This window comes from Pantoea sp. JZ2 (genome assembly GCF_035191405.1).
Taxonomy (GTDB): Bacteria; Pseudomonadota; Gammaproteobacteria; order Enterobacterales; family Enterobacteriaceae; genus Pantoea; species Pantoea stewartii.
Map to the genome: position 1 here is coordinate 3,153,079 of NZ_CP045247.1, position 21,778 is coordinate 3,174,856.

General features: G+C 53.2%; 22 protein-coding genes and 2 tRNA genes. 12 read left to right on the top strand and 12 right to left on the bottom strand.

Features of this window, described 5'->3' with window-relative positions; all coding sequences use genetic code 11:
* Nucleotides 1–41: 41 nt before the first annotated feature.
* A tRNA-Ser gene (locus GC087_RS15200) sits at nt 42–129 on the bottom strand.
* A 71-nt stretch (nt 130–200) separates the two neighbouring features.
* Nucleotides 201–288 (bottom strand) — tRNA-Ser (locus GC087_RS15205).
* A 222-nt stretch (nt 289–510) separates the two neighbouring features.
* Here GC087_RS15205 and yccA point away from each other — a divergent pair.
* Both yccA and tusE read left to right on the top strand, forming a co-directional pair.
* Nucleotides 511–1,167: an FtsH protease modulator YccA gene (yccA, locus tag GC087_RS15210; protein ID WP_006118679.1), complete on the top strand. Its 657-nt coding sequence runs from the start codon at nt 511–513 to the stop codon at nt 1,165–1,167.
* Between the two features lie 101 nt (nt 1,168–1,268).
* Nucleotides 1,269–1,595 (top strand): sulfurtransferase TusE, encoded by a 327-nt coding sequence (gene tusE, locus GC087_RS15215; RefSeq protein WP_006118678.1) that lies wholly within the window; start codon nt 1,269–1,271, stop codon nt 1,593–1,595.
* On the opposite strand, the gene yccX is transcribed toward tusE, so the two are convergent.
* On the bottom strand, nt 1,596–1,874 hold the full coding sequence (yccX, locus tag GC087_RS15220; RefSeq protein WP_054634208.1) for an acylphosphatase: 279 nt from the start codon (nt 1,872–1,874) through the stop codon (nt 1,596–1,598).
* Nucleotides 1,875–1,955: 81 nt separating this feature from the next.
* Here yccX and rlmI point away from each other — a divergent pair, with 81 nt between their 5' ends.
* Both rlmI and hspQ read left to right on the top strand, forming a co-directional pair.
* Nucleotides 1,956–3,146, top strand: a complete 1,191-nt coding sequence (gene rlmI, locus GC087_RS15225) for a 23S rRNA (cytosine(1962)-C(5))-methyltransferase RlmI (RefSeq protein ID WP_033737601.1) — start codon at nt 1,956–1,958, stop codon at nt 3,144–3,146.
* 60 nt (nt 3,147–3,206) lie between these two features.
* Complete coding sequence (hspQ, locus tag GC087_RS15230; protein WP_006118675.1) at nt 3,207–3,524, top strand: heat shock protein HspQ; 318 nt, start codon at nt 3,207–3,209, stop codon at nt 3,522–3,524.
* Nucleotides 3,525–3,557: 33 nt separating this feature from the next.
* Here hspQ and GC087_RS15235 read toward each other — a convergent pair whose 3' ends face one another.
* A complete protein-coding gene (locus GC087_RS15235; RefSeq protein WP_033737602.1) occupies nt 3,558–3,971 on the bottom strand; it encodes a CoA-binding protein in 414 nt (137 codons plus the stop codon).
* Between the two features lie 167 nt (nt 3,972–4,138).
* Here GC087_RS15235 and GC087_RS15240 point away from each other — a divergent pair, with 167 nt between their 5' ends.
* Both GC087_RS15240 and mgsA read left to right on the top strand, forming a co-directional pair.
* Nucleotides 4,139–4,777, top strand: a complete 639-nt coding sequence (locus GC087_RS15240) for a YccT family protein (protein WP_033737603.1) — start codon at nt 4,139–4,141, stop codon at nt 4,775–4,777.
* Between the two features lie 68 nt (nt 4,778–4,845).
* Nucleotides 4,846–5,304: a methylglyoxal synthase gene (gene mgsA, locus GC087_RS15245; RefSeq protein WP_039341234.1), complete on the top strand. Its 459-nt coding sequence runs from the start codon at nt 4,846–4,848 to the stop codon at nt 5,302–5,304.
* A 1-nt stretch (nt 5,305) separates the two neighbouring features.
* Here the strand turns inward: mgsA and helD are convergent, their stop codons facing one another.
* Nucleotides 5,306–7,360: a DNA helicase IV gene (gene helD, locus GC087_RS15250; protein ID WP_324028661.1), complete on the bottom strand. Its 2,055-nt coding sequence runs from the start codon at nt 7,358–7,360 to the stop codon at nt 5,306–5,308.
* Nucleotides 7,361–7,483: 123 nt separating this feature from the next.
* Here helD and GC087_RS15255 point away from each other — a divergent pair, with 123 nt between their 5' ends.
* Together GC087_RS15255 and yccS are read left to right on the top strand one after the other, a co-directional pair.
* Nucleotides 7,484–7,927: a YccF domain-containing protein gene (locus tag GC087_RS15255; protein ID WP_033737606.1), complete on the top strand. Its 444-nt coding sequence runs from the start codon at nt 7,484–7,486 to the stop codon at nt 7,925–7,927.
* A complete protein-coding gene (gene yccS, locus GC087_RS15260) occupies nt 7,908–10,055 on the top strand; it encodes a YccS family putative transporter (RefSeq protein WP_058702708.1) in 2,148 nt (715 codons plus the stop codon). Before GC087_RS15255 ends, yccS begins: the two co-directional genes overlap by 20 nt.
* Here yccS and GC087_RS15265 read toward each other — a convergent pair.
* A complete protein-coding gene (locus tag GC087_RS15265) occupies nt 10,052–10,678 on the bottom strand; it encodes a TfoX/Sxy family DNA transformation protein (protein WP_324028662.1) in 627 nt (208 codons plus the stop codon). The genes yccS and GC087_RS15265 overlap by 4 nt on opposite strands.
* A gap of 210 nt (nt 10,679–10,888) precedes the next feature.
* Between GC087_RS15265 and sulA the strand changes: the two genes are divergently transcribed.
* Nucleotides 10,889–11,380: an SOS-induced cell division inhibitor SulA gene (gene sulA, locus GC087_RS15270; RefSeq protein ID WP_039341244.1), complete on the top strand. Its 492-nt coding sequence runs from the start codon at nt 10,889–10,891 to the stop codon at nt 11,378–11,380.
* A gap of 351 nt (nt 11,381–11,731) precedes the next feature.
* Complete coding sequence (gene ompA / locus GC087_RS15275; protein ID WP_033737609.1) at nt 11,732–12,802, top strand: porin OmpA; 1,071 nt, start codon at nt 11,732–11,734, stop codon at nt 12,800–12,802.
* An 82-nt stretch (nt 12,803–12,884) separates the two neighbouring features.
* Here ompA and matP read toward each other — a convergent pair whose 3' ends face one another.
* Nucleotides 12,885–13,352, bottom strand: a complete 468-nt coding sequence (matP, locus tag GC087_RS15280) for a macrodomain Ter protein MatP (protein ID WP_146212551.1) — start codon at nt 13,350–13,352, stop codon at nt 12,885–12,887.
* A gap of 95 nt (nt 13,353–13,447) precedes the next feature.
* Here matP and GC087_RS15285 point away from each other — a divergent pair, with 95 nt between their 5' ends.
* Both GC087_RS15285 and fabA read left to right on the top strand, forming a co-directional pair.
* Nucleotides 13,448–15,274, top strand: a complete 1,827-nt coding sequence (locus GC087_RS15285) for an AAA family ATPase (protein ID WP_324028663.1) — start codon at nt 13,448–13,450, stop codon at nt 15,272–15,274.
* A 68-nt stretch (nt 15,275–15,342) separates the two neighbouring features.
* On the top strand, nt 15,343–15,861 hold the full coding sequence (fabA, locus tag GC087_RS15290; RefSeq protein WP_006118663.1) for a bifunctional 3-hydroxydecanoyl-ACP dehydratase/trans-2-decenoyl-ACP isomerase: 519 nt from the start codon (nt 15,343–15,345) through the stop codon (nt 15,859–15,861).
* 69 nt (nt 15,862–15,930) lie between these two features.
* Here fabA and rmf read toward each other — a convergent pair whose 3' ends face one another.
* The 5 genes from rmf to GC087_RS15315 form a co-directional block, all read right to left on the bottom strand.
* Complete coding sequence (gene rmf, locus GC087_RS15295) at nt 15,931–16,098, bottom strand: ribosome modulation factor (RefSeq protein ID WP_006118662.1); 168 nt, start codon at nt 16,096–16,098, stop codon at nt 15,931–15,933.
* 258 nt (nt 16,099–16,356) lie between these two features.
* The gene (pqiC, locus tag GC087_RS15300) at nt 16,357–16,941 is read right to left on the bottom strand and encodes a membrane integrity-associated transporter subunit PqiC (protein WP_033737612.1); all 585 of its coding nucleotides are present in this window, start codon (nt 16,939–16,941) and stop codon (nt 16,357–16,359) included.
* Nucleotides 16,938–18,581 (bottom strand): intermembrane transport protein PqiB, encoded by a 1,644-nt coding sequence (gene pqiB / locus GC087_RS15305; RefSeq protein WP_033737613.1) that lies wholly within the window; start codon nt 18,579–18,581, stop codon nt 16,938–16,940. The genes pqiC and pqiB overlap by 4 nt, the downstream gene beginning before the upstream one ends.
* Nucleotides 18,568–19,836: a membrane integrity-associated transporter subunit PqiA gene (pqiA, locus tag GC087_RS15310; RefSeq protein ID WP_033737614.1), complete on the bottom strand. Its 1,269-nt coding sequence runs from the start codon at nt 19,834–19,836 to the stop codon at nt 18,568–18,570. Before pqiA ends, pqiB begins: the two co-directional genes overlap by 14 nt.
* A 16-nt stretch (nt 19,837–19,852) precedes the next feature.
* Nucleotides 19,853–21,778: an ABC transporter ATP-binding protein gene (locus GC087_RS15315; RefSeq protein ID WP_033737615.1), complete on the bottom strand. Its 1,926-nt coding sequence runs from the start codon at nt 21,776–21,778 to the stop codon at nt 19,853–19,855.

Below are 21,778 nucleotides of genomic sequence, written 5' to 3' on the forward strand. Positions count from 1 at the left end.
TAAAACGAAACAGGCCAGCACGCTGTGCTGGCCTGTGAATGTGGCGGAGGAAGAGAGATTCGAACTCTCGGATGGTTTCCCATCGGCGGTTTTCAAGACCGCTGCCTTAAGCCGCTCGGCCATCCCTCCGGGTTGTCATACTACTGCAAAGGCAAGATGCGATAACGCTGTCTTGCCACTTCACTCTTTAAGAGATGAAGTGGCGGAGGAGGAGAGATTCGAACTCTCGGATGGTTTCCCATCGGCGGTTTTCAAGACCGCTGCCTTAAGCCGCTCGGCCACCCCTCCGCAATGACGCGCACTATAAACATCCCCTATGGAGATGTAAAGCCTGTAATAATCCGTTCGCCTGAAAAACAGTCAAAAAAGCGTTATTCGTTGTCAAAATCGCCAGTGTGCTCAAAGAATTAGCGTTTTTTTCGCGTAAAGAAGGGTAAAACCTCTTTTCCCGCTTTATCGCGCTGCGTAATCTCAACGCATATTTGGTGTTCTGCCTTACAGGAGCGCAACATGGACAGAATAGTTTCATCATCATCGCGACAGTCATTACTGAGTACGCACAAGGTCCTGCGTAACACCTATTTTCTGCTGGGCCTGACCCTCGCCTTTTCCGCGCTGACCGCAACAGCGAGTACACTGCTGGCCCTGCCCGCCCCGGGTTTGATCCTGATGCTGGTGGGCTTCTATGGTCTGATGTTCCTGACCTACCGTCTGGCTGACAGCCCGACGGGAATTTTAGCTGCTTTCGCATTTACGGGCTTCCTGGGCTACTGTCTGGGTCCTATCCTGAGCACCTATCTGGCCGCAGGGATGGGTGACGTGATCGCCCTGGCGCTCGGCGGAACGGCACTGGTGTTTTTCTGCTGCTCTGCCTATGTGCTGACGACAGGACGGGATATGTCCTTCCTTGGCGGCATGATGATGGCGGGCTTTGTCGTGTTACTGGTCGCCGTTGTGGCGAACCTGTTCCTGCACTTGCCAGCGCTGCAACTGGCGATTAGCGCCCTGTTCATTCTGTTCTCGGCGGGGGCTATTTTGTGGGAAACCAGCAACATCATTCATGGCGGCGAAACCAACTATATTCGTGCAACGGTCAGCCTGTATGTTTCCCTCTATAACATCTTCGTGAGCCTGTTAAGCATTTTAGGTTTCTCACGCAGTAACTAACGCACTGCATGTAAACTGAAAACCCCGCTCAGGCGGGGTTTTTGCTTTTTCTGTGAGGCCAGTTTGGTAAACTGCAGCCCGAACGAATCTGAGGATGCACTATGAATTACAACGGTGACGAAATTGCTGTCGATGCCGAAGGTTATCTGAAAAACCATCAGGACTGGAGCGAAGGCCTGGCGCTCCAGATTGCGGCAGAAGAAGCCATCACCATGACAGATGCCCATTGGGAAGTCGTGCGCTTCGTACGCGACTTTTATCTGGAATTTAATACTTCCCCCGCCGTAAGAATGCTGGTGAAGGCGATGGCAAAAAAGTATGGCGAAGAAAAAGGAAACAGCCGTTACCTGTTTCGCCTTTTCCCCGAGGGCCCTGCTAAGCAGGCAACCAAAATTGCCGGTCTGCCAAAACCGGCAAAATGCCTGTAATCAACCCGTGGTGAAGCCGTGCGGCATGTCAGCGGCATGATGCGGCTCCACCAGGACCTTTTCTACACGGGCTGTGCGCGGCCCGCCCGCTTTTAACCAGTCGAGTAATGCATTGACCTGTTCGGTATCGCCGCAGGCCAGGACTTCCACACGACCATCTTCAAGGTTCCGTGCGTAACCCTGCACGTTAAGTTTATTTGCTTTCGCCTGGGTGCTGTAACGGAAACCCACGCCCTGCACCGTGCCCTGTACCCAGGCTTTGTAACAGACCTTCGCCATGGCCTTCTCCTGCCTTTCGTTGCAATTTGCCATTATCCACTGGACAATAGCGCCTCATTTTTTCAGGTAAGCATAGCAAATATGACCGTTCGATTGATTCTCGCGAAGGGACGTGAAAAGTCCCTGCTCCGTCGCCATCCCTGGGTTTTCTCTGGGGCCGTTGCTCGTCTGGAAGGCAAAGCGCAACAAGGTGAAACCATTGATGTCTGTGACAGTAATGGCAAATGGCTGGCTCGCGCCGCCTATTCACCGCAGTCACAGATTCGCGCCCGCGTCTGGAGCTGGCAGCAGGACGAATCCATCGATATCGCCTTTTTCGTGCGGCGTTTTCAGCACGCGCTGGTCTGGCGTGAATGGCTGGCTGAGCGCGATGGGCTGGACAGCTATCGCCTGATCGCTGGCGAGTCGGATGGTCTGCCTGGCGTGACTATTGACCGTTTCGGACGCTTTCTGGTGCTGCAGTTATTATCCGCCGGCGCAGAATACCAACGCCCGGCTATCATTTCAGCGCTGCAGCAGTGCTTTCCGGATTGTGCGATCTACGATCGATCTGATGTCGCTGTCCGTAAAAAAGAAGGGCTGGAACTGGCGCAGGGCACCGTTACCGGTGAGTATCCTCCCGCACTCTTGCCGATCACCGAACACGATATGAAACTGCTGGTGGATATTCAGGGTGGGCATAAAACAGGCTATTACCTTGACCAGCGCGACAGCCGTTATGCCACACGGCGCTATGCCAAAGATGCTCGCGTGCTTAACTGTTTCTCCTACACCGGTGGCTTTGCCGTATCAGCGCTAATCGGCGGTTGTCAGGAAGTTATCAGCGTAGATACGTCTCAGGACGCGCTGGATGTTGCACGACAAAACGTTGAGCTGAATAAGCTGGATCTCGCGCGTGCTAAATTTCAGCGCGATGATGTCTTTAAACTGCTGCGCCGCTACCGTGATGAGGGTGAAAAATTTGATCTCATCATTATGGATCCGCCTAAGTTCGTGGAGAATAAAAGCCAGCTCATGGGAGCCTGCCGTGGCTATAAAGACATTAACATGCTGGCCATTCAGTTACTGAATCCCGGCGGAATATTGATGACCTTCTCCTGTTCGGGCTTAATGGCTACCGACCTTTTCCAGAAAATCATCGCAGATGCCGCACTGGATGCCGGCCGTGACGTGCAGTTTGTTGAACAGTTCCGCCAGGCGGCCGATCATCCCGTGATTGCAACCTATCCTGAAGGACTTTACCTGAAAGGCTTCGCCTGCCGCGTCATGTGACTTGAAATGACTGTCCCTGCCCCCATATAACAGGCAGGACAGTTTTTTTCGGAGGTCATCATGATTGCCAGTAAATTTGGTATTGGTCAGCAGGTTCGTCATCGCCTCTCCGGCGTGCTGGGTGTCATTGTCGATGTCGATCCTGAATACGCGTTAGATGAGCCGCACCTGGATGAAATTGGTGCCGCCGATACCATGCGCAGTGCGCCCTGGTATCATGTGGTGATGGAAGATGAACAAGGCAGTCAGGTTCATACCTATGTGGCCGAAATTCAGCTGGCCGGTGAAACCAGCCCGGAACATCCTGAACAGCCCTCAATGGATGAACTGGCCGCCTCGGTACGTAAACAGCTTCAGGCTCCTCATCTGCGCCATTAACAGCGGGCGGCAACGGTGTTGCCGCGCCTGATATTAGTGTCCCAGCCCCAGTCTCGGGATCTCGATTTTGGGGCAACGATCCATAATCACCGTCATTCCCGCATCCTGGGCCAGCACGGCGGCCTGCTCATTGATTACCCCAATTTGTAACCAGAGCGAATCGGCTCCGGCAGCGATGGCTTCCTGAGCCACTTCCCATGCCGCCTCTGAATTACGGAACACATCCACCATATCGATTTTTCCCGGCACCTCTGCCAGCGATCCATAGGCTGTCTGCCCTAACAGGGTTTTGCCTGCCAGCTTCGGACTCACCGGAATAACCTCATAGCCTTGATCAAGCAGATACTTCATTACGCCATAACTGGGGCGTTCCGGACGATCACTCGCCCCCACCAACGCGATGCGTTTTGTCCGGGTCAGTACATCACGAATAGTCTGATCATTCATGTCCATCTCCTTTCACTTTAATCTTTAGTGTAGATGAGGCGTTACAGAGTTCGCCCCTGGCGTAAAGACATATTGTGCCGCTTCGCTCGAATATATATGTATAATTGTAAACTTAATGCCATAATGTAAAAAATTGCTACATCCACCCACTTTTGACCGGAGTCGAAATGAAGCTGTCAATGGCTGTAACGGGGTTTATTGCCCTCCTCGTTTCGGCGTCCTGTTCTGCAATTACGTTAAAACTTGATCCGCAGATTACGCTAATGGTACTGGACGGGCGTAAGATATCAGGCTCTCTCTTGAAAGGGGCCGACAGCCTGGAGCTTGAACGGGGTCAACATCAATTTTTATTTCGGGTAGAACAACCGGCAGATCCGCGTAAGACGGCGCTACCGGGCTACCAGTCCGTGCCCATGATCGTGGCATTCACTGCGGCGGCAAAAACCATCACGATTCGCCTGCCACCGCTGACCAGTGCGCGCGAGCGACATAACTTCGACCGAACGCTGGCCTTCAGGCTGGTGGACGAGAAGGGCAAAGAAATATTCAGCGTGCGCGATCGGCTGCCCACCAGCCCGGGCGTGGACATCGAAAAAGCCATGGTTAAGTATAATCGCATGGGCCTGGCGGCCTCTGTGCCGCAATTCGCGAATCTTACCGCGCCCTCTCCTTCCGCCCAACTGACGGCGGACCTCGCCTGGTCCGTTCAGAGCACAACGCCTACAATTCAGCGCTGGTTTGAACGTTTTGATGAAGCAACCCGCCAGCAATTTATCAATCTGGTCAAAATGCTGCGGGCAAGTTGATAGACAGAAAGCGTACAAGGTAAACTGCGGCAACGGGCTGTTGGGCTCACTGGCATCAGGATGCTGTTATGGACTACACCGTACGAACGCTTGGTCAACAAAAACATATCGCGCTGGTCGCCCATGACCATTGCAAAGCTTCTCTGCTGGACTGGGTTACACGTAACCAATCCGCACTTGAACCCCATATTCTTTACGCAACCGGGACGACCGGTAATCTCATCAACCGTCACACCGGTCTGAACGTGAACGCGATGCTCAGTGGCCCAATGGGCGGCGATCAACAGGTTGGTGCGCTCATTGCCGAAGGCAAAATAGATGCGCTGATGTTTTTCTGGGATCCGCTTAATGCCGTGCCCCACGATCCTGACGTTAAGGCCCTGCTTCGTCTGGCGACAGTGTGGAATATTCCGGTCGCCACCAATCGGGCAACGGCCGATTTTATTATTCAGTCACCGCTTTTTTCGCAGACAGTGGACGTACGAATCCCGGATTACGCGCGCTACCTTGCCGAACGCCTGAACTGATTCAGGCTTTACGTAATACGGGTACATCCAGTGCCCGGAACGCATCGACAAAGACTGAGGGTTGCTGTTTATCGAACAGCAACCAGACCTGTTGCCGCGCGCGCGTCAGGGCAACATACGCCAGCCGGCGCTCTTCTGCATCAGGGAAGTCTTCGGGCTGCGGCAGCAGCCCCTGCTCCATAATGGACTCACGCTGCGGCGCGGGAAACCCTTCTTTGCCTTGCTGCAGACCCAGCACAATGACGTAATCGGCCTGCTGACCTTTACTGGCATGAATGGTCATAAAATCGATACGCATTTTTGGCCAGCGGGTTTTTGCCTTATCCAGCAGTTCAGGACGCAAATAGTGATAGCGGGCCAACAGCAGTACGCGCTCATCCGCTTTAACATAACCGCTTAGCTTGTTAAGAAGTGCCTCAAGCTGATCGTGCGGGAGCAAAGCAATCGACTTTTTATTCCCTTTCGTCAGACTGTTTAAGGGCTTACGCAGTTGATGCGGATTTTGCTGGATAAACCGATTCGCCACTTCACCAATACGATCATTGAAACGATAGGTCGTATCCAGCACACAACGATCGCCCTCACCAAAATAGTGATGGAATGCCGTTGTCAGACTCATCTCTGCGCCGCTGAACCGGTAAATTGCCTGCCAGTCATCGCCCACCGCAAACAATGTCGTGCGTGTGTTTTGCTGACGCAGCGCGCTGAGTAAAGCCGCGCGTTGTGGCGAGATATCCTGAAATTCGTCAACCAGAATATGCTTCCAGGGGCTGACAAAGCGGCCCTTTTCGAGGATCGCGATGGCCTGATGAATCAGCCCGGAGAAGTCGACTGCGCCCTCGTCCTTAAGCGCACTTTTCCAGGCCTTCAGAAGGGGTGCCATCAATTTAATCCGCTTACTGAATACGTCGCGCAGCGCGTCAGGTACATCCTCAATTATGGCGGCCTGTGCGCCGCCATGCATCCGCATCAGGCCAAGCCAGCGTTCAAGACGAGACGCCAGGCGCTGTGCTAAACGATCATCCTGCCAGAAAGGGCCTTCGCTGACCTCCCACTCCAGTTCATCACGCAACCATTGCCGCCAGCCATTCGCCTGAGCTTTTTTTTCATTACACTGCTGACGCCAGTGGTCGATCAGCCATGTCCGACGCGCGTCGGGATCGCTTTCGAGTTTACTGATGACCGGCTGTTTATGACTTCCTTCCCGAATGATATGCAGGGCCAGCGCATGAAACGTACGCGCCTGGATATCCCCGGCCCCTAAGCGGCGTTGAATACGGTCATTCATCTCTTCCGCCGCATGACGACCAAATGCCAGCAACAAAATCTGATCGGCTGCGGCCAGTCTGCGCTGTAACAGCCACCCCGCGCGGGCCACTAATACTGACGTTTTGCCGCTGCCAGCGCCCGCCAGCACCAGCACAGCGTCTTCGCCGTTAACCACCGCTTCTGCCTGTGACTCGTTCAGCGGGGTGGATTCCACCGTGGCGAAAAAATCCCGGTAGCGGGTCAACATGGCCGCCGTCCAGTCACGATTGCGCTGCGTCATCGCCGTCTCGCCCTGCTGCAGCCAGTATTGGCAAAATGCCCAGTTTTCACGGCAGGAATCAAACTGCTCAATGCGGGAAAGCGGCAAAGGTAACGCGTCAAACTGTTTGCGGATCTTATCTTTGATCGCCTGAAGTTCGCTGCGCTTCAGCCAACGCTCCTGTTCGCTGAATCCCTGAATGTCGTCGCGCAGCGCCTGTAAAACCGCGGCGCATACTTCACTCATTTCCTGACTCCAGCTTTGCCACGACTGCATGAGGTAGTGGAAAAAACGCTGCGTCTCCTGCCATTCCGTACCGTGCAAACGCACAACCTTGTTGTCCGCCAGTAAGAATTCCAGTTCACCCCACACCATTCCCCGTTTACAGGTGATGTCGGACAACTGATTGAAGGGGATCAAATATTCGTGTTTGTCGCCGCTGACCTCAACGCCCGCGGATAACAGGCGAACACGATGATAAGGATGCTGGGCAAGCCGTTTGCCCATGGATGTTGCTTTAAGTTCCACGCCGACACCAACGACCGAGATAGAGAGTAATCGGAGTTTACCTGTCAGACTCTTGACGCTCCAGCCTTAAAACACGCTAAACTTGGCGGCACAGATTGCGGAGTGCAAAAGGAAAAGCCTGTTATGCGTACTGTTTTAAATATTCTTAATTTTGTCCTGGGTGGATTTTTCACCACGCTGAGTTGGTTATTCGCCACGCTCATCAGTATCGTCCTGATCTTTACCCTGCCCTTAACGCGCTCCTGCTGGGAGATCACTAAGCTGTCATTTCTGCCGTTTGGCAATGAAGCGGTCCATGTTGACGTTCTGCGCCCGGAGAATAAAAGCTCTATCATGAACACCGGCGGCACGTTTCTGAACATTTTCTGGTTTATCTTTTTCGGTTGGTGGTTATGCCTGTCGCACATTTCTGTCGGCATCGTGCAGTGCATCAGCATTATTGGTATTCCGGTGGGCCTCGCCAATTTCAAGATTGCCGCCATTGCACTCTGGCCGGTAGGACGTCGGGTCGTCTCTGTGGAAGAGGCGCGTGCCGCGCGTGATGCCAATGCCCGCCGCCGCTATTAGTATGCTGTCCGGGTGGCGAAAGTATCTTTTTAACAGCACCTGGCGTTATCTGCTGCGCATTCTGTTTGCCTTATCAGGATGTGCGGCTGTGCCCTGGATACTGCAGCAAATTGAGTGGACGATTCCGTTAACCCTCGGCGTGGTTGCCGCCGCGCTGGCCGATCTGGATGACAGGCTGGCCGGGCGGCTTAAAAACCTGCTGATTACCTTACTTTGTTTTTGCATCGCTTCGGTTTCAGTAGAGCTGCTGTTCCCGCATCCGTTGGTATTTATTATCGGCCTGGCAGGTTCAACATGGGGATTCATTCTGTTAGGCGCGCTGGGACAGCGCTATGCCACCATTGCATTTGGCGCCTTACTGATTGCCGTTTACACCATGCTGGGCATTGGGTTGTTCTCACAATGGTATATGCAGCCCATGCTGCTGTTGGTTGGGGCACTGTGGTATAACCTGCTGACGCTGCTGGGCCATTTAATGTTTCCGATTCGTCCGGTGCAGGAACAACTGGCAGCCAGTTTTTCACAGCTGGCCCACTATCTGGATGCCAAAGCCAATCTTTTTGATCCTGACGCGGGTGAACAGGATGATGCTGCATTTGTTAAAGCCGCGATGGTAAACAGCCAGCTTGTTGCACAGCTCAATCTGACCAAGACCACCTTGCAAAGCCGTTTACGAGGTGACAGAGGCTCACGCGGTACCCGACGCAGCCTGCACTATTACTTCGTGGCTCAGGATATCCATGAACGCGCCAGCTCTTCGCATCTGCAGTACCATCTTCTGCGTGGCGACTGGCGTTACAACGAGATCCTGTTTCGCTTTCAGCGTTTACTGAATATGCAGGCACAGGCCTGTCGCCAGCTTGCCCGGGCGATTCTGCTGCGCGAACGCTGGGAACATGATGGCCGCTTTGAGCGTGTTTTTGAACGTCTGGAAAATGCGATTCACCGGCTGGCACAGAGCGAGCCGGATGCCGCCCATACCGGTGCACTGCTTTGGCTGCTTCGCAACCTGCAGGCCATCGATGCACAACTGGCCTCAATCGAAACCGAGCAGGCGCAGGCAGTTGATCCGCAGCACAGCGACAACCTGCTGTCACGCGAAGAACTGAGTGGCTGGAGTGATATTAAACTGCGCCTCAGCCTTCACCTGAGTCCGGCCTCTGCCCTGTTTCGCCACGCCGTACGCATGTCGATTGTGATGTGTGTGGGATACGGATTTATCCAGATTACCGGGCTGGAGCGCGGCTACTGGATCCTGCTGACCAGTCTGTTTGTTTGCCAGCCTAACTATAGCGCAACCCAACGCCGACTGGCGCTACGCATTGGCGGCACGCTCGCGGGCATTGCGCTTGGACTGCCCCTGCTCTGGCTGGTCCCTTCCATTGAAGGCCAACTGGTCTTGATTGTGGTCACGGGCGTCATGTTCTTTGCGTTTCGTCAGGTGCAGTATGCTCATGCAACCTTGTTCATTACTCTGCTGGTGTTGTTCTGTTTTAATTTGTTAGGCGAAGGCTTTGAGGTGGCCCTGCCCCGGGTAGTGGACACGTTACTGGGCTGTGCGCTGGCCTGGCTGGCCGTCACCTTTATCTGGCCAGACTGGCGTTTTCGCCAGCTTCCGGCGGTGGCGACGCGCACACTCAATGCCAATTGCCGTTATCTGGATGCCATTATGGAACAATACCATCAGGGCAAAGATAATCGCCTCGCTTACCGTATTGCCCGCCGCGATGCACACAATGCTGACGCGGAACTGGCCTCCGTCGTGTCGAATATGAGCAGTGAAACCCGTACCAACCCTAAGCTGCGGGAATCGGCCTTTCAGCTACTTTGCCTGAACCACTCGTTGCTCAGCTATATCTCCGCGCTGGGGGCGCACCGCGATAAAGTCACTGATCCAGCGCTGCTGGCACTTCTCGACGACACGGTGTGCTATGTCGAAGATGTGCTGCAAACCGACATCGTCAGTGACAGCCGGGCTGAGGAAATGCGTCGGGAACTGGAACAACGCCTTACCCGGTTTACCGCCGGGTCTGATTCGCCTACGCCGCTGGTACTGCAGCAACTGGGGTTACTGGTTGCCTTGCTGCCGGAAATCGCTCGCCTGCGGCGTGCTTTAGGTTCTCACTAAGGCCCTTTCTTCGCCTCTTCCACTGTTTTGAGCGCAGCCTGGTACCATTCACCCAGCTCCGCTTTAACCCTTGGCGGGAGAGCGGCTTCATGATGGCCCGAAATAGCACCCTGAAGCGCCAGCAAGGTTTTGAAACCGAGGTGCTGGTTATAACGTTTTAGTTTTAACCAGCACGCCCTGGCTCCGACCTCGTGCAGGTGTTTAACGCTGCAAATGCCTATCTCATGCAACATCATTTCCAGCCGTAAGCTGACATTAGGCAGATCTTTTAAACGCACCCGGCCTTGTCGGTCATCCTGTTCCCGACGGGCGGTCTGTAGTGAGGCCGCTGAGAGCGCAACCAGATGCTCCGGGTCACACCATAAATTTTCATCGACCCTGAAATAATTCAGGCTGACCGGCATACCGCGTTTGCGAAAAATAAGCGGCTCCAAGGGGCGTTTAGCCACATATTCCCGCAGGGCTTCGCTGGCGCGCAGATAAAGCTGATCGTCTTTTATCAAGGCAAACACGACGCGCTCAACAGCTAAGGCGTAACCGCCAAACTGAGTACGGGATTCGACATTACCTAAAGGCGCCAGTTGTTGTTTTGATCGCAAAACGACCCGCTGTTCTTTCTTCATATCATCACCTCCTTGTAACAAAAACCTGTTAAAAACGTTACTATTCAGTCGGTTAGAAGATAAGAAAATTCAGTTGCAGGTTCAATGAATAAATCACTTTGGCGTCAACATTATGCGAATTTTGCGAGGCATTTTCAGAAATTCAGGTTGATCTTTATCCAGGATGTCATTACTGTATATCCATACAGTCAACTGCTGAGTGATTAATTTATGCGCACCCAACATCCCCGTAATGTATGCCCGACTCACCGTTACGCTTCGCCTTCTGACCCCGCTTCTCAGAGCGGCTGGATTACTGAATTGCGCTATAGCGAAAAACCGGGAATGATGCAGATGCTGCTGTTACCGTTGCTTCAGCAACTGAGCCAGCAATCCCGCTGGCAGCTTTGGTTAACACCTGCGCATAAGTTGAGTCGGGTCTGGATGCAGGAAGCAGGCTTGCCCCTGGAGAAAAGTATGCATATCGCCGACGCTGAACGTTACAACGCCGTCGAGGCCATGATTAAGGCCCTGCGTACGGGAAATTACAGTGTCGTTTTAGCCTGGATTCCCTACGATCTGGATGAAGATGAGCGTCGGGAACTGGAGCTCGCTGCGGCTGAAGGTGAAGCGTTAGGACTCATCCTGCGCTCGGGTGAGTCCTCTAAAACGCCAGTCAGACCAGAAAGTCGGCTAAAAATTCAGTCTGATTTGTTTCATTAAGTAAAAAATGAGATTTATCTCAAGAAATTTTTTCTCTCGCGTTGGGCTAAGACACTGATTCTGCTCCTGCCAGTAATGACAATGGCTTAGCCCCCATTTTGCGGGTTACCCCCATCACAGAAGTTCACCCTAAATTGTTAGAATTTATGTATAAAACACTGTTTTTTTACATAAGTGCCTCACATCACACTTGTAAGTTTCCAATCTCGTTGTAGACTTTATCTCGCCAGGGTGCTCAATAACCTCCGTTTTTTGCGGTAGAGTCATAAGCGAGCGTTTTGACCCGGCGAAGGATTAAACCAAGAGCAACCTTTATGCTCATTGCCTATTTGGATGATAACGAGGCGCAAAATGAAAAAGACAGCTATCGCAATTGCAGTGGCACTGGCTGGCTTCGCTACCGTAGCGCAGGCCGCCCCTAAAGATAACACCTGGTACACCGGTGCTAAACTGGGCTGGTCTCAGTATCACGACACTGGCTACTACGGTCACGGTTACCAAAATAACGACGGCCCAACTCACGAAAGCCAACTGGGTGCTGGCGCATTCGCCGGTTACCAGGCTAACCCATACCTGGGTTTCGAGCTGGGTTATGACTGGTTAGGCCGTATGCCTAACAAAGGCAACCAGGTTAACGGCGCTTTCAAAGCACAGGGCATCCAACTGGCTGCTAAACTGAGCTACCCAATCGCTGACGATCTCGACGTTTATACCCGCCTGGGTGGTATGGTATGGCGTGCAGATTCTACCCAGCAAGTAGTTGGCGGCAACCGCATCAGCGACCACGACACCGGTGTTTCTCCACTGGCAGCGGTTGGTGTTGAGTATGCTCTGACCAAAAACTGGGCAACCCGTCTGGATTACCAGTGGGTGAACAACATCGGTGACGCACAGACCGTTGGTGCTCGTCCAGACAACGGCATGCTGAGCCTGGGTGTTTCTTACCGTTTCGGTCAGGATGATGTTGCTGCGCCAGCTCCGGCTCCAGCACCAGCACCAGCGCCAGTTGTTCAGACTAAGCGCTTTACTCTGAAATCAGACGTTCTGTTCACCTTCAACAAGTCAACGCTGAAGCCAGAAGGTCAGCAGGCTCTGGATCAGCTGTACAGCCAGCTGAGCTCAATGGATCCTAAAGACGGTTCAGTCGTTGTTCTGGGCTTCACCGATCGCATCGGTTCAGAGCAGTACAACCAGAAACTGTCTGAGAAACGTGCTCAGTCTGTAGTAGATTACCTGGTATCTAAAGGTATCCCTGCTAACAAGATCTCTGCTCGCGGCATGGGTGAATCTAACCCAGTGACTGGCAACACCTGTGACAGCGTGAAAGGCCGTAAAGCCCTGATCGACTGCCTGGCGCCAGATCGTCGTGTAGAAATCGACGTTAAAGGTATCAAAGACGTGGTAACTCAGCCTCAGGCTTAAGTTATACGTGATAAAAAACCCCGCGCATGCGGGGTTTTTTTTGTCCTTTAATCCGGAGCAGGCCTGAATATTGCTCCGTAAACTACCCGTTGTCAGTATCCGACTTGCCCAGTATAGCCTGCAAATCCTGCTTCAGCGTCGACATCTGGCTGGCGTACTTTTCTTTGCGTTCGGCATCTTCAATTAGCTGCACAATCGTTTCAGACAGGGTGCAGTTGCGCCGTTGCGCCAGGCCGGCCAGCCGCTGCCAGACCAGATATTCCAGATCGATGGATTTTTTTCGTGTGTGCTGATGCTCGGCATTGAAATGCCGTTTTCGCCGCGCACGGATCGTTTGTTTAAGCCGGTTGTCCAGTTCGGGATGAATGTGTTGACTAATCCAGTCGTTAACGTCGACGGGATTATTCTCCATCATTAACAGCTTATCGACTGCCGCCTGTGCCGCGCTGAGTTCAAGGTGACGCGTGATCAGTTCACCTTCCCGATGTTTTTTCACCAGGTATTTCCACTTCCATCCACATTCAAGATTTTCGAGCTGCTGGTATTTCATCGGAATCTCATCGTGATCACGTAACGAACTAAGAATAACAGCTTTTTTACTGGATGCAGCAACGAAAAACATGTCGTCAGTGTCACAACTTCTGATTGAACTCCGCAGTGCTTAAGCACAGTGAATCCTGTATAATCTTGCTTTTCTCAAAACAGACAAATGCGATTATTTTGACCAGCACTCAACTCACGTGGCAAACCTTACAGCCGGATAGCGCGCAATATCAATCCGTTTTCTCCCGAATTGCTGATGAAGAAACCGATGCTTTAGCAACGGTGCAGCCCCGATTGCTGAATGCGCTGGCCCACTTGCACCATCAGAGTCAGGGTTTTCCTTTGCTGCTGGTTCGCAGCCAGGAAAACCGCGATTATCTCTCGCTGATCGCCAGTGCGGCACAGCGCGTAATGGGCACCGCTTCGTCCCTGGCGGGCGGGGATTATCATATCCTGGCCGACAACGTCACGTTGCAGCCGCCCACTGACAGTCAGCGTCCTTTTACCAGCCAGGGTGGTGTGCATTTTGCCGACTGGATTGAGCAGGAGCAGCTGTTTGGCTGTGTCCGGGTACATAAAGATCGTATTCAGCTGGAACCTGGTCTGATCCATCGTGCCAATGGCGGAACGCTGGTGCTTTCACTCCGTGCGCTCCTCGCTCAGCCCCTGCTCTGGCTGCGGCTGAAAAGGAGCATTGAGCAAGGCTACCTCGAATGGCTGTCGCAGGATGAGCGCCGCCCTTTGCCTGTCTCTGTCCCGCCGCTTCCGCTGAAGTTAAATCTGGTGCTCTGTGGCGAACGCGATACGCTCGCTGATTTTCAGGAGCTGGATGCCGAAGCGCATGAGATGGCGATTTACACTGAATTTGAAGAAAACCTTCAAATTGTGGATGAAGATGATGTGCTGGCATGGTGCCGCTGGACAGTAGATTTGGCCGCACAGGCTGATATCGCTGCGCCAGATGAGGACTTTTGGCCTGAGCTCATCAAAGAAGGCGTTCGCTATAGTGGCGATCAGGAAACCTATCCCCTTTGTCCACGTTGGCTGCTGCGTCAGCTGCGTGAGACCGCGTTGATGGGTGAAACACTAAACGCTGAAGCCTTGCGTGACGCGCTGGAAGCACGTCTGTGGCGCGAAAATTATCTGAATGAACGCATGCGTGATGAGATTTTGCTGCGCCAGATTTTGGTCGAAACGGAAGGCGAAGTGGTGGGCCAGATCAACGGTCTTTCCGTCGTGGAATATCCCGGTCACCCGCGGGCCTGGGGCGATCCCTGCCGTATCACCTGCGTGGTTCATCCTGGCGACGGAGAATTTACCGACGTCGAACGCAAAGCGGAGCTGGGCGGCAATATTCATGCTAAAGGCATGATGATTATGCAGGCCTATCTTATTGCGGAGCTGGAGTTAGATCAGCAATTGCCTTTTTCTGCTTCGCTGGTGTTTGAACAATCCTATTCGGAAGTTGACGGCGACAGCGCGTCGCTGGCAGAACTGTGTGCTCTGATCAGTGCCCTTGCCGATACACCGCTAAATCAGCAAATTGCGGTCACGGGCTCGGTCGATCAGTTTGGTAACGTCCAGCCGGTCGGTGGCCTGAATGAGAAAATTGAAGGCTTCTTCGACATCTGCCATCAGCGTGAGCTCACGGGTCAGCAAGGTGTGATTATTCCTGCCTGCAATGTGCGCCACCTGAGTCTGAATCAGCAGGTTGTGAGTGCGGTCGAAGCCGGTCGTTTCCATATCTGGGCAATCGATACGGCTGATGAAGCGTTGCCCTTACTGACCGGAAAAGTCTGGAACACGGAAGACGGCGAAGGCGAATGCCTGCTGCGTACGATTCAGGAGCGCATCAGTCAGATGAATCAGCCTGAGCCCACCCCTCGGGCATGGCCGTTGAGATGGCTTAACTGGTTCAACCACCGTTAATCTCATTTGCTCAGTGTACAACTGTTCGCTAATATTCGTGATTCACTAAAAGAAGGCTTAATAAGAACATGGTAGATAAACGCGAATCCTATACCAAAGAAGACCTGATCCTGTCTGGTCGCGGTGAACTGTTCGGCGAAAATGGTCCGCCACTCCCTTCCGGCAATATGCTGATGATGGACCGCGTGGTCAAAATGACCGAGGACGGCGGGAAATATGATAAAGGCTTCGTGGAAGCTGAACTGGATATCAATCCAGATCTGTGGTTCTTTGGCTGCCATTTCATTGGTGATCCGGTGATGCCTGGCTGTCTGGGCCTGGATGCGATGTGGCAACTGGTTGGCTTCTATCTCGGCTGGCTGGGTGGCGAAGGAAAAGGCCGCGCGCTGGGCGTGGGTGAAGTTAAATTCACCGGTCAGGTTCTGCCAGACGCGAAAAAAGTCACCTACCGCATTCACTTTAAACGCGTGATTAACCGTAAACTGGTTATGGGCGTGGCAGATGGTGAAGTGTTTGTTGACGGGAATTTGATCTATACAGCCAGCGATCTGAAAGTTGGCCTGTTCAAAGATACTGCTGCATTCTGACGTTTCATTCCACAGAAACGAAAACCTCCGCACAGTGCGGAGGTTATATCCCTTTTCAGTGACATCCGGCTAAGCCGCAGCCGACCTGTCCTCCATGGCTTGTCGCCAACCTCCCAACCAGTGAGACTTAGCGTCTATCATTTGATACGGACACATCTCTTTAGAGCGTCCTGTAATGCCAGCTTGATAACCACGTGAATGGGCGCGCTCAAGGCGGTCTCGTTTCTGTCTCTTCATACTCCGTGTCCCTCATGTAAGGTCTGTGGAATCTGGTGGAAAGAAAAAGGTGGTGAATTAATGTTCAGCCACCCTTTTGTTTTACTCGCTCTGTATGAAAAGATCAATGCGCAATATTCACGCCAGTGTCACAAATATGACCTGCTCCAGACATATACTTTCTGTTTCAACCTATGAAACTGTGACGATATCCGTATGATTTATAAAGAAAGCCTGGAAAACGTCAGAAAAATTATATGTGCTGAAACAACACGTTAACTAAAGCCCTGTTGCGGTTGACTCTGCCGTGGTTGCACCGCGTGCAATCTGCTGTGCGATTTGCTGCCAGCCCTGTGCCAGCGTTTTAACCAGCGAATCATAGCCATCTTCCCGCTGCGGTAGCACCAGATTAAAAGCCTGCTTTGTGAAGCGCCCCTGATGTTCCAGTGTCCACTGACCGCTGATAACCGCCTTGCCATCATAACGGCCCTGGAAATCATTCACCGTTACGCTCAGCGTATCGTGCTCCTGACCGATAAGCGTCTGGGTAACCAGACGGCCGGGTAACGCTTTCGTCAGATTAGTGATCAACGTTTGTTGCAATTGCTGATCGAGCGGGCTGGCCCACAGATTATTAGCGGCAATGACATATTTTACGTCGCTGGTCTGATAGACCAGCCCATTGCCCGCCAGATAGTCGGGGACCGTAATTTGCTGCACCCATAATGTCGGCTGCGCATTCGCCTCGCTGCTTATCACCTGCATTGAGGCTGCCCCCGAGGGCAGCTGATAATAGGTGGTATTGACCGTACTGCTACAGGCACTCAGTGCGAGAGCGGCAAAAAGCATTAATCCTTTTTTCATTGTTTCGCCCTCTTTGGCTGGGGATCCTGTCCCGGTTTGGCCTCAAACACTAACGCATTACTTTTCGCATTTAACGTTTTTAACACGGGCTGAAGTTCACGCAGCACCTGATCAAGCCGTTGCATATCGCCCACCAGCTTGCTGTAAGCCGGGGAGCCTGGCTGTAACCCTTTCATGCTTCGGTTCAGCTCACGAAGCGTCTGCTGCGTTTCTTCTGGCAAGGTTTTCATCGCCGGACTGCTGGTCACCACATTGATGTTATCAATAGTACGCTGCAGATCCCTGAGCGTCTTCTGGCTCTCTTTCAGTGTGCCCGTGGCTTCCGTCACCATGTTGTTCAGCGGTAAACTGTTAATCTTATCCAGCGCCGCCATCAGTTTTTGCTGGATCTGACTGAGGCCGCCGCTTACTGTTGGAATCACTTCGTATCCCGCGACTTTATCCGGACCGGTATACGGCGGTGCGTTATTATAGAAGTCGATATCCACATACAGCGCACCGGATAGCAAATTGCCCGTTTTCAACGTTGCGCGCAGGCCACGTTTCTTACCATCCTGCAAATGCTGCTCAAGATCAAAGTTTTGCCCTAAACGGTTAATAAAGCGATCGGGTTCAATACGAATCAACACCGGCACGCGATAATCATTATTTAACGCCTGAGCGGTGCCCGCATTCATGAACGGCACTTCCGCAACGGTACCCAGACGAATGCCGCGGAATTCAACCGGCGCGCCCACCTGCAAGCCACGAATCGAATCCGAGAAGAACATCAGATAGTCGATATGATTGGTGTACAGCGAATCCTGAATACTGCGTTGATCGTCGAACAAATGATATTCAGCCTGATTCTGCGCCGCTTTGCCTAAATCCCACCCGTCCGGGACGTCAAAACTCACTCCGCCGCTAAACAGCGTGGTCAGCGATCCCATTTCGACGCGCATCCCTGAGGCCGACATATCGACCGCGATGCCGCTGTCTTTCCAGAAGCGCACATTGGTCGTTACCAGGCGATCGTAAGGCGCGGCGATAAACAGCTGATAGGTCATCAGGCGTTTATCCGTGTCGAACGTGCTGGTTTCAACGGTGCCGACACGGAAACCGCGGAACAGAACCGGATCGCCCGGATTCAGTTGGCCTGCTTTATTACTGTCGAGCGTAATCCGGATACCTTTGGCATCCGGCGGGGCAAGCGGCGGTGAATCCATCAGGGTGTACTGCTCCAGAGGCGCTTTTTTGGTGCCGGGCTGCAGCTCAATATAGGCCCCGGAAAGTAACGTGCCCAGACCGGTGATCCCTTCACGGCCCACCTGCGGTTTAACTACCCAGAAGACGCTGTCGCTGTGCAACAGTTTTTCCATACCGGCATTCAGTCGGGCTTTAATTTCCACATGATGAAGATCGTCCGTCAGCACCGCACTTTCCACCACGCCAACGTTCACGCTGCGACTTTTAATCGTGGTTTTGCCCGCTTCGATCCCTTCTGCACTCTCGGTGATCAGGGTCACTTCGGGCCCCTGATGGCTGAAGTGATAAAACAGAATCCAGCCGCCTATTAATAACGTGACAATAGGGACGATCCATACCGGTGACCAGCGCTTGATCTGGTCCACTTTGGCATAACCGTGATTATTTTCCGTCAAGATGCGGCTCCTTCATGTTTTTCTCACCAGCACGATCCCAAGTTAAGCGCGGGTCAAACGTCATTGCCGCAATCATGGTCAGAATCACCACCAACGCAAACAACACCGCTCCCCATGCCGGATAAATTTTCATTAATTGCCCCATGCGCACCAGCGCAGAGAGCACGGCAATCACAAAGACGTCAATCATTGACCAGCGCCCCACAAACTCAACGACTTCATAAATCCGGTGCATTTTGTGGCTGTCGCGCTGCCCTCGCCCACTGGCATCCCAGCACAGCCAGCCAATCGCCAGCATTTTCAGAGACGGCACCATAATACTGGCGATGAAAATCACCAGCGCGACCGGATAAGAGCCATCGCCCCACAGCAAAATGACGCCAGCCATGATGTTGGACGGCATCGCGGAGCCCAGGGTTTCCGTAATCATGATGGGCAGCAGATTGGCCGGCACGTAGAGCATAACGGAGGTGATCAGCAGTGCCATGGTCCACTGCAGGCTGTGCTTACGTCGGGCATGGGCAACTACGCCACAACGGGGGCATTCCTGCTGCGCCACGGGCAAGATCGCCGTACAGCAAGGACAGGAGCGCAGCCCCTGCCTGAGTCCGCTAATGCCGGGCTGTGGCGCATGCGGCAAAGGCGGCGGTGGCTCAATTTGCAGCCAGAGCCAGCGACGGTCCAGGCACTGAAACGCCCGCAGTTGTAAAAGACAAAACAGACACCAGGGCCAGAAACTGGTTTCAAGGCTGATTTCGCCATAGGCCATGAGCTTCACAAAACTTACCAGCACACCGGCCATAAAAATTTCGGCCATGCCCCAGCTCCGCATATGAAACAGAATACGCGCCAGCCCCAGTTTCAGGCTAAGAGGCATCTTGACCTGGTTCACCAGCAGGACCAGCGTGACCATGCAAAACGCCGGAATCGCCTGAACAAACAGCAGAAACAGGGTGGCCAGGCTGGCATAGTCATCGGCCACCATGACACCAGGAATTTGCATCAGGCTAATCTGGCTGGAGAGCCCGGCCACTTTCATAGTGATAAACGGGAACAGATTGGCCAGGACTAACATAAACAGTGCCGCCAGCGCATAGCCGGTGGGACGTTTGCGTGGCTCTGACCAGTTGACTGTCAGGGACGTGTGGCAGCGCGGGCATGACGCGCGGCTGCCAACAGGGATATCCGGCAGTTTGACCATCAGGTCGCATTGTGGACAAAGCATCCACGCACTGGTTTTGTCTGCAGAACACATTCCCTGACCCTTATCGCTAGCCGCCGTTTTTCATTGATTCCAGTTCTTCCCAACGCGCAAACGCGGTTTCCAGCTGCGCTTCCACCTGAGCCAGTTCATCCAGCACCGGCTGCGTTTTATCGTGCGGCTGGCTGAAGAAATCCGGGTGGCTCATGCTTGCCTGCAGTTCGCCGATACGCGCCTCTAACTGTTCCAGTTTTTGCGGTAACTGCTCCAGCTCACGCGTCAGGTTATAGCTTAGTTTGTTCGCGCTGCGTTTGGCAGATTCATTTTTCGGTTCAGCAGACTGAGCGGCACGATTTGCCTCTTTCGCTTTCGCGGTCACCTGCGTTTTTTGCTGCTTATAGGCCGCACGCTGCTGTTGGGCATCGTGATAACCCCCGACGAAGGTGCCAATCTCACCATTGCCTTCAAAGATCCAGCACTCCGTCACGGTGTTATCCACAAACTGGCGATCGTGGCTGACCAGCAGCACGGTGCCCTGATAGCCGTCGATAAGCTCTTCCAACAGTTCCAGTGTTTCCACATCAAGGTCGTTGGTCGGTTCATCGAGGATCATCAGGTTACTTGGGCGCAGAAACAAACGCGCCAGCAGCAGGCGGTTACGTTCCCCACCGGACAGCGCTCTGACAGGTGTCATCGCCCGCTTGGGATGGAACAGGAAGTCCTGCAGATAACCCAGCACATGGCGGGGCTTACCGTTCACCAGCACTTCCTGCTTCCCTTCGGCGAGGTTATCCATCACCGTTTTGTCGGGATCGAGTTCTGCACGATGCTGATCGAAATAGGCCACTTCAAGCTTGGTGCCTGAATGCACGCGGCCATGGTCGGCCTTAAGCTGTTGCAGCATCAGGCGCAGTAAGGTGGTTTTGCCACAGCCATTTGGGCCAATCAGGGCAATCTTGTCGCCGCGCTGAACCTGCGCCGAGAAATCGTTGACCAGTTGCTTGCCGTCTACCGCGTAATCGACATTCTCCAGCTCAAAGACAATTTTGCCGGAACGGGACGCTTCGCCGACCTGCATATTGGCTTTACCCATCACCTCACGGCGCTCTGAGCGCTCGCGACGCAGGGCTTTTAACGCGCGGACGCGGCCTTCATTACGGGTACGGCGCGCCTTAATCCCCTGACGTATCCACACTTCTTCCTGTGCCAGCTTGCGATCAAACTCGGCGTTTTGCATTTCTTCAACGCGCAAGGCTTCTTCTTTGCCTTCCAGATAGGCGTCGTAGTTACCCGGCCACGAAACCAGTTTGCCACGATCCAGATCCACGATACGGGTGGCCATATTGCGAATAAACGAACGGTCATGAGAGATAAACACGATGCTGCCGCTGAAACTTTTCAGGAAGGTTTCCAGCCAGTCAATCGTTTCAATATCCAAATGGTTCGTTGGCTCATCCAGCATCAGTACGCGTGGATTACTGACCAGCGCGCGTCCGAGCGCGGCTTTACGTAACCAGCCGCCCGATAACGACGACAGCTCCGTATCCGGCGACAGGCCAATCTGCTGCAACACATCATTGATGCGACTTTCCAGTTGCCACAGATTGTGGTGATCCAGAATGCCCTGCAAGCGTGCCATCTCATTGAGGTTCCTGTCGCTCGGATCCTCCATGACCTGATGGGAAATCGCGTGGTAGGCTTTCAGATGCTCCGCCTGTTCCTGTACGCCTTCTGCCACAAAGTCGTAAACCGAGCCGGTAATATTTCGCGGCGGATCCTGTTGCAGACGTGCGACGACCAGATCGGTCTCATAAATGATGCGACCATCATCCAGCGGTTGCTCGCCGTTGATGATTTTCATCAATGTGGATTTACCCGCACCGTTACGACCAACCAGACACACGCGCTCATTCTCTTCGATGTGCAGCTCGGTGTTATCTAACAGCGGCGCATCGCTGAAGGAGAGATAAGCGCCGTGGATACTAATTAATGACAT